The organism is Amycolatopsis sp. NPDC049688, from assembly GCF_040674975.1.
Taxonomy (GTDB): domain Bacteria; phylum Actinomycetota; class Actinomycetes; order Mycobacteriales; family Pseudonocardiaceae; genus Amycolatopsis.
Genome location: NZ_JBFANY010000003.1, coordinates 894,713 through 907,236 on the forward strand (window position 1 = coordinate 894,713; position 12,524 = coordinate 907,236).

Sequence of the window (12,524 nt, forward strand, 5' to 3'; positions counted from 1 at the left end):
GCAAGACCAGGTGGCGCGAAAGGGGAGTTGCCGGGCGCGAGTCAGGCGTGAAGCGGCGAAACCTCGGCGTCAGCCGCCTTCAGCGCCTCGATCACACTCGCCAGGTGAACCCGCGCCGCCTCGGCCGCCTTCTCCGGGTTGTTCGCGCAGATCGCGTCGATGATCGCCAGGTGCTCCGGGAGCGAGACCTGCGGGCGGCCGGGGCGCATCGCCAGGCGGAACTGGTGCCGCACGCTCTGCCCGCGCAGCCGCTCCAGCACCTGCGCCGCCGTCCGCTGGCCGCTGATTTCGCGGATCCTCCGGTGCAGCCGCTGGTTCAAGCCCGAATACCCGACCACGTCCCCGCCCGCGACCGCCATCTGCATGCGCTCCCCCAGCTCGCGCAGCTCGCCCACCTCGGCGTCCGAGATGCGCTCCGCCGCCTTGGCCGCGCACAGGGACTCCAGCATCATGCGGACCTCGGAAATCTCGACGGCCTCCGCCAGCGACACCGCCCGCACCCGGGCGCCCCGGTTCTGCACCCGCTCCACGAGCCCCTCGTTCGTCAGCTCGATCAGCGCCGCCCGCACGGTCGCCCGGCTCGCCCCGAACTGGGCCGACAAATCAGCCTCCACCAGCCGCTGGTTGGGCACGAACTCGCCGCGGACGATGGCGTCGCGGATCGCCGCCACCACGGAACGCTCCCCCGGCTGCCGGTCCGCAGCACTCTCCGTCATAACCTGGGCTCCGTTATTGTTGACAATTTTGTCGAGCACTTCGTGTACTCGATCGTAGCTGGCGAGGAGGATTCTGCTATGACCGGAACCGTCGCGGTACTCGGACTCGGCGAAGCGGGGAGCGCGTTCGCCCGCGATTTGGTGGCGGCCGGGGTCACCGTCCGGGGGTACGACCCGGCCGTCGCGGCCCCCGGCGGCGTGGTGCCCGCCGCCTCCGAAGCCGACGCCGCCCGCGGGGCCGGCCTCGTGCTCAGCGTCAACAGCGCGTCGGCCGCCCTCGATGCCCTGGCGGCCGGGGTTGCCGGGCTGGGACCCGGAGCAGTGTGGGCCGACCTGAACACCGCCTCCCCCGGCACCAAACGGCAGCTCGCCACCCTCGCCGCCGACCGGGGCGCCGCCTTCGCCGACGTCGCGATCATGGCCCCCGTTCCCGGCCGCGGGCTGCGGGTGCCGATGCTGGCCACCGGGCCCGCCGCCGGCACCGTCGCCGCACTCCTGAACCCCCTCGGCGCGGCCGTCGAGGTCATGCCGGGCGAGGCCGGGCTCGCCGCCGAACGCAAGCTGCTGCGCAGCGTCTTCTTCAAAGGCATGTCCGCCGCCGTGGTCGAGGCCCTGCGCGCCGCCCGGGCCGCGGGCTGCGAAGACTGGCTCCGCAAGATCATCGTCGGCGAGCTCACCGCTGCCGACGCGGCCACCGTGGACCGGCTGGTCGACGGCTCCCACCGGCACGCGGTCCGCCGCACGGCCGAGATGGCGGCCGCTGCCGAAATGCTCGGCGAGCTCGGCGTCCGTGCCGACGTCGCCACCGCCGCCCGCGATCAGCTCCAGCACCTCCGGCAGGATTGTTGACCGTCGCCAGTGGACTGTCACGGACTTCGCGCGGTGGTGCGACCCCCTGCCCCGGCCGGCAGCACGGGTAGACTCGGCAGCCCCGAGACTGCGCAGGTGAACCTCCCTTGACAGACGCGGCCCTCGAGCGGGAGAAGCTGCTCGCCCCGTCGCGCATCTACGTCGAGCCCGCCGCCGCCGAGCTCCCCCGCGGCCGCCAGGTGCTGGACCGCTTCCCCGGCGCGACCGTCGTCGAGGTCGGGTCGGCAGCCACTGGCGCATCCCCGAGCTGCACGGCGACGAAACCAACGTCCGCCGCTGGGTGCGCATCAAACGCGAAGCCCTCGTCGTGGGGATCAAGAAGTCGATGACCGCCCGGCCCAACGGGCGCTCGGCCGACTTCATCGCCCCGTCGACGTCCCACGGCTGCGCGATGGCGTGCGCCTACTGCTACGTCCCCCGCCGCAAGGGCGAGCCGAACCAGTGCGACCCCGCCGCGTGGGTGTACGACATCGGCGAGAACTCGGACTGCTCGGTCGACGCCCTCGTCAGCGACAACGTCGCGGACCTGATCGGCCTGTTCGCCGGGCAACCGGCGGCGAAGGCGTCCTTCGCCACCAAGTACGTCCACCGCGGGCTGCTGGAGCCCGCCCCGCGCGGCCGCACCCGGATCCGGTTCTCGCTGATGCCCGAGCGGCCCGCCAAGCTGCTGGACCTGCGCACCAGCCCGATCGCCGACCGGCTGCGCGCCCTGGACGACTTCGTCGCCGCGGGGTACGAGGTGCACGTCAACTTCAGCCCCGTCGTCGTCTACGACGGCTGGCTCGAGGACTGGACCCGGCTGCTGCAGGACCTCGGCGACGCCACGAACGACGCCACCAAGGCCCAGCTGGCCGCGGAGGTGATCATGCTGACGCACAACCGCGGCCTGCACGAGGTCAACCTCGGCTGGCACCCGAAGGCGGAGCAGGTCCTGTGGCGGCCCGACCTGCAGGAGACCAAGCGCAGCGAGGGCGGCGGCGTGAACGTCCGCTACCGCGCCGGCCACAAGCGGGCCCTGCTGGACGAGCTGCTCGACCTCATCGCCGTCCACGCGCCCTACCTGCGCGTCCGGTACGCCTTCTAGACGCCGGCCGGCTCCGCGGTGGCGCGCGCGAGCCGCGCCTGCCGCGTCCGCGGCCCGAAGACCGCCAGCACCACCGCACCGGCTAGCCACGTGCCGGCGATGAAGAAGAACACGCTCCGGTAGCCGCTGCCGGTGTACAACGCGGCGACGATCAGCGGGCCCGCCGCGTTGGACAGCCGCCCGAGGCCGTACGACACGCCCGTGCCCAGCGACCGGCCGCGGGTGTCGAATAGCTCCGGCGAATACGCGTACCCCAGCGCCGTGTAGCCGCGTTCGAACATGTTGACCAGGAAGCCGAACACCACGATCAGCACGGGGTTGAACGTGAGCCCGTACAACAGCCCGCACAGCGCGATCACCGCGCCGAACGCGACCAGGCACCACTTGCGCTCGAAGCGGTCGGTGACGAGGGCCGCCAGGTACGAGCCCAGCGGCGCGCCGACCGTCGTGAGGGCCACGTAGAACACCGACTTCTCGACGCTGAAGCCCTCCTTGGCCAGCAGTGTCGGCGCCCAGCTCGAATAGCCGAAGAACCCGATCGTCTGCGTCACCCACAGGACCGTGAGCAACAGCGTCGGCAGCAGGTACTTCTTGCGCAGCAGCAACCGCAGCGGCGCCTTCGCCACCGGGGCTTCCCCGGCCGGCGGCGCGGGTTCCGGCAGCGGGCCCTTCTCCGCCGCGACCTGCGCCTCGATTTCCCGCAGCACCGCATCGGCCTTGGCGTGCTCGCCGCGGCTTTCGTGCCAGCGCGGCGACTCCTTCAGCCGCCGCGTGAACAGCACGAGCAGGACGCCGAGCGCGCCCCACAGGTAGACCAGCCGCCACGCCCAGTCGCCCAGCGGGACCACGACGCTCGCGATCAGGTTGGTCACCGGCGTGCCGCAGATGCCGATCACGATCGCGTACGCCTGGTACTTGCCGCGGTTCGCCGCGGGGTACAGCTCGTTGACGTAGATCACCGCGACCACGGTCATCGCCGACAGGCCCGCCGAGGTCAGCACCCGGAACACGCCCAGCGACACGATGTCCCACGAGAACACCGCGGCGAACGAAAAGACGCCGAACCACACGGTCGTCAGCACGAGCGCGTTCTTCCGGCCCCAGCGGTCGGCGATGGTGCTCGCGATGATCGAGCCGAAGAACATCCCGACGAACGACAGCGACGTCACGTAAGCGACCTGGTCCACCGTCACGCCCCAGAGCTTGATCAGCTTGGGTGCGGTGGTGGCGAAGCTGTTGATGTCGGCGAACTCGAAGAAGTAGGCGAACGAGACGGCGAACAGGGTGTACTTGTGGAACCGCGCGATCGGCAGGCGGTTCAGCCGGTTGAGCGCGTTGGCGTGCTGCATTGCATGCCCTTCGGGGGTTCAGGCGGTTTCGCCGGGCCAGTAGAGGCGCATCGGGTTGTCGACGAGCAGCTTGCGCTGCGCTTCGGGGGTGTCCGCGATCCGCGGGACGTGGTCGACGAGCAGGCCGTCGTCGGGCATGTGGTGCTTCAGGTTCGGGTGCGGCCAGTCGGTCCCCCACAGCACCCGGTCCGGGAACGCGGCGACGACGCGGCGGGCGAACGGCACGACGTCGGCGTAGGCCGGGGGCCCGGTGACGGTGAGCCGCTCGGGGCAGCTCACCTTCACCCAGACGTCGTGGCGGGCGGCGAACTCCAGGAACCGGCCGAATTCCGGGCCTCCCACAGATTTCGTGACGTCCGGCCGTCCCAGGTGGTCGATCACCAGCGGCACCGGCAGCGTGCCGAAGAAGCCTTCCAGCTCGGGCAGGTCGGCGGCCTCGAAGTACAGTACGACGTGCCAGCCGAGCGGGGCGATCTTCTTCGCGATCGCGGCCAGGTCGTCGTGGGGTGCGGTGTCGACCAGCCTCTTGACGAAGTTGAACCGCACGCCGCGGACACCGGCCGCGTGCAGCTCGCGCAGTTCGGCCTGGCCGACGTCGGGCCGGACGGTGGCGACGCCCCGCGCCCGGCCGCCGGACGCCCGGACGGCGTCGACCATCGCGGAGTTGTCGGCGCCGTGGCAGGTGGCCTGCACGACGACGTTCCGCGAGACGCCGAGGTGGTCGCGCAGCGCGAAGAGCCGGTCCTTGCCCGCGTCGCACGGGGTGTACTTGCGTTCCGGCGCGAACGGGAACTCCGCCTGCGGGCCGAAGACGTGGCAGTGGGCGTCGACCGCGCCGGGCGGCAGCCGGAAGTCCGGTGTGGACGGTTCGGCGCACCAGTCCAGCCAGCCCGGTGTCTTGGCCGCGGTCACCGGCCCTGGCCCTTCAGGAGCGCGTCCAGGCGCGGGTAGACGGCGCGGGCGTTGTGCTCCCGGATCGCCGCCCAGTCCTTTTCGGACAGTTTCGCGGCTTCGGCGTAGCGGCGGGTGTCGTCGAAGTGGTGGCCGGTGCGCGGGTCCACGCTGCGGACCGCGCCGATCATCTCCGAGGCGAACAGGATGTTGCGGGCCGGGATGACGTCGAAGAGCAGGTCGGAGCCCGGCTGGTGGTAGACGCAGGTGTCGAAGAAGACGTTGTTCAGCACGTGCTCCTCCAGTTCCGGCTTGCCCAGTGCCATCGCCAGGCCGCGGAACCGGCCCCAGTGGTAGGGCACCGCGCCGCCGCCGTGCGGGATGACCAGCCGCAGCGTGGGGAAGTCGGTGAACAGGTCGCCCTGCACGAGCTGCATGAACGCGGTCGTGTCGGCGTTGAGGTAGTGCGCGCCGGTGGTGTGGAAGGCGGGGTTGACGCTGGTGCTGACGTGCACCATCGCCGGGATGTCGTAGGCCACCATCTTTTCGTAGATCGGGTACCACGACCGGTCGGTGAGCGGCGGGGCCGTCCAGTGGCCGCCGCTCGGGTCGGGGTTGAGGTTCAGCGCGACGGCGCCGTACTCCTCGACGCAGCGGGTCAGCTCCGGAATGCACGTCGCCGGGTCGGCGCCCGGGGACTGCGGGAGCATCGCCGCCGGCGCGAACCGCTCCGGGTAGAGCGTGGCGACGCGGTGGCAGAGCTCGTTGCAGATCGCCGCCCACGCCGCCGAGGTCTCGAAGCCGCCGACGTGGTGGGCCATGAAGGAGGCGCGGGGCGAGAAGATCGTCAGGTCGATCCCGCGTTCGTCCATCAGCCGCAGCTGGTTCGGCTCGATCGTCTCGCGCAGTTCGTCGTCGCTGATCCGCAGGCCGGCGCGGGTGGGCGCGGGGCAGGCGCCGTCCAGGGCGGCGACCTGCCGGTCGCGCCACGCCGCGAGGGCAGGTGGCGCGGTGGTGTAGTGGCCGTGGCAGTCGATGATCACGCTGGTTCCTCGTCACTTCGGGTCTCGATACCCGCACCCTAATCGTCGATGAGATTGTTAACAATATCTGCGACGAAGTAGTTCGCGCAGGCTCCGGCCGTCCGCCGGTCCGGCTTGAGCCTCGCCCGTCCGGACCTACACTCTCCGCATGGGTGCCCGATCCCGCCGCAGCACCGGCAATCTGCCCGCGGAGCTGACCAGCTTCGTCGGCAGGCGGCAGGAGGTCGGGGCCGTGAAACGGCTGCTGGCGGCGGCCAGGCTCGTCACGCTTACCGGTGCCGGCGGCGTCGGCAAGACGCGGCTGGCCCTGCGGGTCGCCGCCGACGTGCGCCGGGCCTTCCCGGACGGCGTGTGGCTGGTCGAGCTGGCCGACCTGGGCGACCCCCGCCTGGTGCCGAACGCCGTGGCGGCGGCGCTCGGCCTGCGCGGCACCAGCGATCAGGCGGCCGGGCTCGCCGAATACCTCGAAGACCGGCAGCTGCTGCTGGTGCTGGACAACTGCGAGCACGTCGCGGACGAGTGCGCGACGCTGGCCGCGAAGCTGCTCGCGGGCTCCGGCGGGCTGCGGGTGCTGGCCACCAGCCGGCACACGCTGCACGTGGAGGGCGAGCACATCCTGCACGTCGAGCCGCTGCCCGTCCCGCCGGACGACGACGACGGCGGGCCCGCCGAGGCGGTGACGCTGTTCGCCGAGCGTGCGGCCGCCGTCTCGCCCGGGTTCGAACTCACCCCGGGCAACCGGGCCGCGGTGAGCCGGATCTGCCGCCGGCTGGAGGGCATCCCGCTGGCCATCGAACTGGCCGCCGTCCGGGTCCGCGTGCTGTCGGCCGACCAGGTCCTCGAGCGGCTCGACGACCGGCTCGGCCTGCTCACCGCGGGCCCCCGCGCCGCCCGGCCCCGCCGCCGGACCCTCGAAGCGGCGATCGGCTGGAGCTTCGAGCTCTGCACGCCCGCGGAACAACGGCTGTGGGCGCAGGCGTCGGTGTTCCCCGGCGGCTTCGACCTCGACGCCGCCGAGCAGGTCTGCGCGCCCGCGGAAGCCGGTGGCGGCAGCACGCTGGACGTCGTCACGGGACTGGTGGACAAGTCCGTCCTCAGCCGCCGGAACGGCACCTTCGGACGGCACGCCTGGTACCGCATGCTGGAGACCGTCCGCGAATACGGCGGCGCCAAACTGGCCGGAGGCGGCGGCGAGGCCGGCGTGCGGGCCCGGCAGGCCGCGTACTACGCGGACCTCGCGCGGCGCTACCGGGCGGAAGGGTTCGGCCCGCGGCAGGCGGAGTGGCTCGGCCGGCTCCGGCGCGAAAACGCCAACCTCCGGGCCGTGCTCGAACACTGCCTCGCCGATCCCGGGCGGGCGAGCCAGGCGCTGGACATCGCCGCGTCGCTGTGGAACTTCTGGTACGGCGGCGGCCTCGTCCCGGAGGGCTGCGCCCACCTGCGGCGCGGCCTCGAGCTGTGTGCCGGGCGCACGCTGGTCCGGGCGCGCGGGCTGTACGCGATGGCATTCCTCGCGATCCAGACCGGGGCGCCGCACGCGGAACTGCTGGCGGAGCTGGCCGAGCTCGCCGAGGAGCTCGCCGACGACCGGCTCCGGGCCGGCCACGCGGAATGCGCCGGCATGGCCACGTTCTTCGCCGGCGACCTGACCGGCGGCGCCGCGCTGCTGGAACGGGCGCTCGCCGGGTACCGCACGGCCGGGGACGCCCTGCTGGTGTTCGACACGCTCATCCTGCTCGCCGCGGTGCGGTTCTTCCTCGGCGACCCGCGCGGCGCGGCCGTCGCCGAGGAGGCGCTCGCCCTGGCCGACCGGCACCAGGCCCAGTGGTCGCGGGGCTACGCGCTGTGGGCGGTCGCGATCCACCGGTGGCGAGCGGACGCACCCGGGGCGGCGGCGGAGCTGCTGCGCGAGGCCGTCGCCCTGCGGCTGCCGGACCGCACGCTGCTCGCGTTCCTCGTGGAGGCGCTCGCGTGGTGCCGCTCCGCCGAGGGGGCGCACGACCGGGTGGCCCGGCTGCTCGGGTGCGCGGCTTCGGTGTGGCGGCTCAGCGGCGCCCGAGTCGGCGAGATGAGTCCCTACCAGGGCGTCGACGAGCAGTGCGCGGCCCTGGCCCGCCAGGCGCTCGGGGCCGAGGCGTTCGACGCGGCCTTCGCCGAGGCGGCCGGCTCCGGCCTCGACGAGGTCGTCCGGTGTGCACTGGGCGAGCGGCCGCCCGCGGCACCGGCCGCCGAGGCGGCCCCGCCCGGTGGGCTGACACGGCGGCAGCGGGAGATCGCCGAGCTGGTGGCGCGGGGCATGACCAACAAGGAGATCGCGGCCGCCCTCGTCCTCAGCGGACGGACCGTGGAGGGGCACGTCGAGAACATCCTGGTGAAGCTCGGCCTCACCTCCCGCACCCAGGTGGCGTCGTGGCTGGCGGGCCGGGCCGGGTAGCGATCCGGGTAGTTTCCCCGGTCCGCTCCCGTCTCGTTCGGACGATCCTTTTCCCCGCCACCAGCCACCGCCCGGAGGAGGACGAGTGTCCATCGACTCGGCCCCGCAGACCTGCCCCCGGTGCCGGCGCCCGACCGTCCTCATGTCCCACGCGTGGGGCCGCCAATGGGTGCACGTCGGCACCTGGCGCCCGCAATGCGGCAATCCACCCTGGACTGTCCACACGGGAACGAACCGGACCCGCTAGGGCACTTCGGACCAGCCGGGCACGCGGCGCCACCTCGCGTCGCCCGGCAGAGCGTGGCGGGGCCGTGCCTTCCCCTCCCCCCAAGTCGGCACGGCCCCGCCACGCTCGATCCCCGCCTCAGCCGGCGCGGTGGCGCCGGATCAGCTGCCGGGTGATGACGGTGCGCTGGATCTCGTTGGTGCCTTCGCCGACGATCATCAGCGGCGCGTCCCGGAAGTAGCGTTCGACGTCGAACTCCGTGGAATAGCCGTAACCGCCGTGGATCCGGACGGCGTTCAGCGCGACCTCCATCGCCGTCTCGGAGGCGAACAGCTTCGCCATCCCGGCCTCGAGGTCGGCGCGCTCGCCGGAGTCGTAGCGGCGGGCGGCGTGGTGGACGAGCTGGCGCGCCGCCTCCAGCTTGGTGGCCATGTCGGCGAGGTGGTTGCCGACCGACTGGTGCTGCCAGATCGGCTTGCCGAACGTCTCGCGCTCCTGGGCGTACCGCAGGGAATCCTCGAGCGCGGCCCGCCCGACGCCGAGGGCGCGGGCGGCCACCTGGATGCGGCCGAGCTCCAGCCCGCGCATCATCTGCGCGAATCCGCGGCCGGTTTCGCCGCCGAGCAGTGCGCTCGACGGCACCCGGAACCCGGAGAAGGACAGTTCGCAGCTTTCCACGCCCTTGTAGCCCAGCTTCGGCAGGTCGCGGGAGACTTCGAAGCCCGGGCCGTGCTCGACGAGCAGGATGCTGATGCCCGCGTGCGCGGGTTCCGCGTGCGGATCGGTCTTGCACAGCAGGGCGACCAGCTGCGACCGCCGGGCGTTGGTGATCCAGGTCTTCGCGCCGTCGACCACGAAGGACTCGCCGTCGCGGCGGGCGGTGGTGCGCAGGGCCTGCAGGTCGGACCCGCCGCCCGGTTCGGTCAGCGCCATCGTCGCGCGGACCTCGCCGGTGGCCATCCGCGGCAGGTAACGCGCCTGCTGCTCGGCGGTTCCGTGCCCGGCGAGCAGTTCGGCGACGACGGTGTGCCCGCCCATGGCGCCGGCCAGGCTCATCCAGCCGCGCGCCAGCTCCTCGGTGACCTCGGCGTAGCACCGGGCCGACACCGGCGTCCCGCCCCACGCTTCGGGAACGGCGAGGCCGAAGACGCCGAGTTCCTTCATCCGCTCGATGAGCGCTTCGGGGTAGGTGTCGGCGTGCTCCAGCTCCCGCGCCACCGGCCGGACGTCGCGGTCCACGAAGTCCCGCACGACCGCGACGATCCCGGCTTCTTCCTCCGTCAGCTCCATGCGCTCATCATGACGGCCTTCTCCATCAAACCGATTTGATGTAATCTCGCCGGATGGCCCCGGAGCCGCCCGCGTTCGTCCGCCTGGCCGCCCACCCGCTGCGGTGGGCGCTGCTGACCGCGCTCGCCGGCGGCGACCTGCGGGTCCGGGAACTCGTCGCGCAGGCCGGCGAGCCGCAGAACCTGGTCTCCTACCACCTGCGGCTGCTGCGCGAAGGCGGTCTCGTGACGGCCTCCCGCAGCACCTTCGACGGCCGGGACAGCTACTACCACCTCGATCTCGACCGCTGCGCGGGCGCGCTGGCCGCGGCCGGCGCGGCTCTGCACCCCGCGCTGCGCCCGGAAACGCCGCCGCCGGCCGGGCGGATCGCCGTGCTGTTCGTCTGCACCGGCAACAGCGCCCGCTCCCCGATCGCCGAAGCCCTGCTGCGCCGGCGCACCGCGGGGCAGGTGACGGTGACCAGCGCGGGCAGCCACCCGAAGGCCGCCCTGCACCCGGGCGCGGTGCTGGTGCTGAGCGAGAAGTTCGGCATCGACGTCGCCGGGCAGCGGCCGCGGCACCTGGACACCGTCGCCGGGGACCGGTTCGACCACGTCATCACGGTGTGCGACAAGGTCCGCGAGGTCTGCCCGGAGTTCCCGCACCACCCGCGGCGCCGCCACTGGAGCATTCCCGAACCCGCGGGGGACCCCGGCTCGTTCGCCAGGACCGCGGCGGAACTCGACACCCGCGTCCGGCACCTGGTGCCGGCCCTCGGCCAGGAGGCCCGGTCATGAGCGAGCAGTACGCGAGCGTGCGGTACATCGTCGACGACGTCCCGGCGGCCCTCGAGTTCTACACGACCCACCTGGGGTTCGAGGTGCGGATGAGCGCCGCGCCCGCGTTCGCCGACGTCGTGCGCGGCCCGCTGCGCCTGCTGTTGTCCGGGCCGGCCAGCTCGGGCGCCCGGGCCACGCCCGCGGACTCCGCCGCCGCCGGGCGCAACCGCATCCACCTGGTCGTCGCCGACCTCGACGCCGAGATCGCGCGGCTGTCCGGCGCGGGGCTGACCTTCCGCACGGAGGTGGTCTCCGGCCCCGGCGGGCGGCAGATCCTCCTGGCCGATCCGGCGGGCAACCTCGTCGAGCTGTTCCAGCCGGCGCGCTGACCACACTCCACCCCGCCCCGAGGTCCGCGGGGCCCTTCGCCATGCCTTACCAAAGGTAAGTTCTGCTGCCTTCTTGACTTTACCAATGGTCAAGAGGAAGGTACTGGCCACCTGATTCGTCTAGACCAATCGGCGCTCCCCGCGGACGGCATCCCCAGGAGGAGACCCATGTCCCGCAGAACCCGAACCACCACTGCAGTCCTGACGAGCGTCGCGACCGTGGCCGCGACCGCCCTGCTCCTCTCCGGCGGGGCCGACGCCAGCCCGGCGGCCGCGGCCGCCGACTGCGGCGTGCTGTTCGACGACTTCCACTACGCCTCGCCCGCCGATCCCGCGTTCGGCGGAGCCGGCTGGACCACCCGCAACGACGTCGGCAGCCCCGGGGTGCCCGGCGCGCGCTGGCTGAGCAGCAACATCAGCTTCCCGAGCGTCGGCGGCGAGCGCGTCGCCCAGCTCACCGCGACCACGGACGGCAGCGCGGCGGGCACCACGCACGCCGAGCTGTACCAGAACCAGCTGCGGTTCCTGAACGGCACGTACGCCAGCCGGGTCCGCTTCACCGACGCGCCGGACAGCGGCCCCGACGGCGACCACGTCAACGAAACGTACTTCACGATCTCCCCGCTGCGGTACGACCGCGACCCGCTCTACAGCGAGCTCGACTTCTCCGAGTACCTGCCCAACGGCGGCTGGGGCGGCCCCCAGGCCGACTACCAGACCAGCTGGTACACCTACTGGAACAACCCGTCGTGGGACGGCCTGCGCACGTCCACCGCGCAGAACCGCAGCTTCGCCGGCTGGCACGACATCGTCACGCAGGTGTCGGGCGGCCACGTGAAGTACTACCTCGACGGCGTCCTCACCGCGGACCACACGACCGACGCGCAGGGCAACCCGGTGTACCCGCGCACCCCGATGTCGATCAACTACAACATGTGGTTCATCGACACCGCCGGGCACACGAGCGGGAACAGCGTCTACACCGAACAGGTCGACTGGACGTACTACGCGGGCAACCAGGTCGTTTCGCCCACCGACGCGGTCGCCAAGGCCGGGCAGTACCGCAGCGCCGGAACGTCCCATGTGGACACCGTCAGCGGGTGCACCACCCCGACCACTCCCCCGGCGACCACCACACCCACCACGCCGACGACACCCACCACGCCCACCACGCCGTCCCAGCCCGCCGACTGCTCGACCGCGCCGGAATGGGACTGGGGCACGGTCTACCTGGAAGGGCAGCGGGCGAAGCACAACGCCCACCTCTGGCAGGCGAACTGGTGGACCCAGGGGTCCGAGCCCGGCCTCACCGCCCAGTGGCGCGACCTCGGCCACTGCTGACCACTTCTGCCGCAGCTCGTCGTGAGTGAGAAACAGTGTTCTTGAATTTAATAAAAACAAAACACGCCCACCAACCCCACACGAACCCCCCCCCCCCAGTAACAACCGCCCCCGCCGAACCAGCCCCCCCCCC

The 12,524-nt window shown here is 72.4% G+C and carries 11 protein-coding genes; 6 read left to right on the forward strand and 5 right to left on the reverse strand.

Annotated features, from left to right (window positions below):
• Positions 1–41 precede the first annotated feature (41 nt).
• On the reverse strand, positions 42–716 hold the full coding sequence (locus AB0J55_RS15205; RefSeq protein ID WP_364248135.1) for a GntR family transcriptional regulator: 675 nt from the start codon (positions 714–716) through the stop codon (positions 42–44).
• A 78-nt stretch (positions 717–794) separates the two neighbouring features.
• Between AB0J55_RS15205 and AB0J55_RS15210 the strand changes: the two genes are divergently transcribed.
• Both AB0J55_RS15210 and AB0J55_RS15215 read left to right on the forward strand, forming a co-directional pair.
• The gene (locus AB0J55_RS15210) at positions 795–1,565 is read left to right on the forward strand and encodes a DUF1932 domain-containing protein (protein WP_364248137.1); all 771 of its coding nucleotides are present in this window, start codon (positions 795–797) and stop codon (positions 1,563–1,565) included.
• A 301-nt stretch (positions 1,566–1,866) separates the two neighbouring features.
• Positions 1,867–2,670: a spore photoproduct lyase family protein gene (locus tag AB0J55_RS15215; RefSeq protein ID WP_364248139.1), complete on the forward strand. Its 804-nt coding sequence runs from the start codon at positions 1,867–1,869 to the stop codon at positions 2,668–2,670.
• On the opposite strand, the gene AB0J55_RS15220 is transcribed toward AB0J55_RS15215, so the two are convergent.
• From AB0J55_RS15220 to AB0J55_RS15230, 3 genes are read right to left on the reverse strand one after another with little or no spacing between them, the layout of a single operon-like run.
• Positions 2,667–4,019, reverse strand: coding sequence for an MFS transporter (locus AB0J55_RS15220; RefSeq protein WP_364248141.1), 1,353 nt, complete (start codon positions 4,017–4,019; stop codon positions 2,667–2,669). The genes AB0J55_RS15215 and AB0J55_RS15220 overlap by 4 nt on opposite strands.
• Before the next feature lie 18 nt (positions 4,020–4,037).
• Complete coding sequence (locus AB0J55_RS15225) at positions 4,038–4,931, reverse strand: amidohydrolase family protein (RefSeq protein WP_364248143.1); 894 nt, start codon at positions 4,929–4,931, stop codon at positions 4,038–4,040.
• Positions 4,928–5,953 carry an amidohydrolase family protein gene (locus AB0J55_RS15230; RefSeq protein ID WP_364248145.1) on the reverse strand — a complete coding sequence of 342 codons (1,026 nt, stop codon included), beginning with the start codon at positions 5,951–5,953 and terminating at the stop codon, positions 4,928–4,930. Before AB0J55_RS15230 ends, AB0J55_RS15225 begins: the two co-directional genes overlap by 4 nt.
• Positions 5,954–6,101: 148 nt before the next feature.
• Between AB0J55_RS15230 and AB0J55_RS15235 the strand changes: the two genes are divergently transcribed.
• Positions 6,102–8,387, forward strand: a complete 2,286-nt coding sequence (locus tag AB0J55_RS15235) for a LuxR C-terminal-related transcriptional regulator (RefSeq protein ID WP_364248147.1) — start codon at positions 6,102–6,104, stop codon at positions 8,385–8,387.
• Between the two features lie 364 nt (positions 8,388–8,751).
• On the opposite strand, the gene AB0J55_RS15240 is transcribed toward AB0J55_RS15235, so the two are convergent.
• Positions 8,752–9,903: an acyl-CoA dehydrogenase family protein gene (locus AB0J55_RS15240; RefSeq protein ID WP_364248149.1), complete on the reverse strand. Its 1,152-nt coding sequence runs from the start codon at positions 9,901–9,903 to the stop codon at positions 8,752–8,754.
• A gap of 53 nt (positions 9,904–9,956) precedes the next feature.
• On the opposite strand from AB0J55_RS15240, the gene AB0J55_RS15245 reads away from it, so the two are divergent.
• The 3 genes from AB0J55_RS15245 to AB0J55_RS15255 all read left to right on the forward strand — a co-directional run bounded on the left by AB0J55_RS15245 (position 9,957) and on the right by AB0J55_RS15255 (position 12,391).
• Positions 9,957–10,679, forward strand: a complete 723-nt coding sequence (locus tag AB0J55_RS15245) for an ArsR family transcriptional regulator (protein WP_364248151.1) — start codon at positions 9,957–9,959, stop codon at positions 10,677–10,679.
• Positions 10,676–11,050, forward strand: coding sequence for a VOC family protein (locus AB0J55_RS15250; RefSeq protein ID WP_364248153.1), 375 nt, complete (start codon positions 10,676–10,678; stop codon positions 11,048–11,050). Before AB0J55_RS15245 ends, AB0J55_RS15250 begins: the two co-directional genes overlap by 4 nt.
• Before the next feature lie 168 nt (positions 11,051–11,218).
• Positions 11,219–12,391, forward strand: a complete 1,173-nt coding sequence (locus AB0J55_RS15255) for a glycosyl hydrolase (protein WP_364248155.1) — start codon at positions 11,219–11,221, stop codon at positions 12,389–12,391.
• Positions 12,392–12,524: the final 133 nt, after the last annotated feature.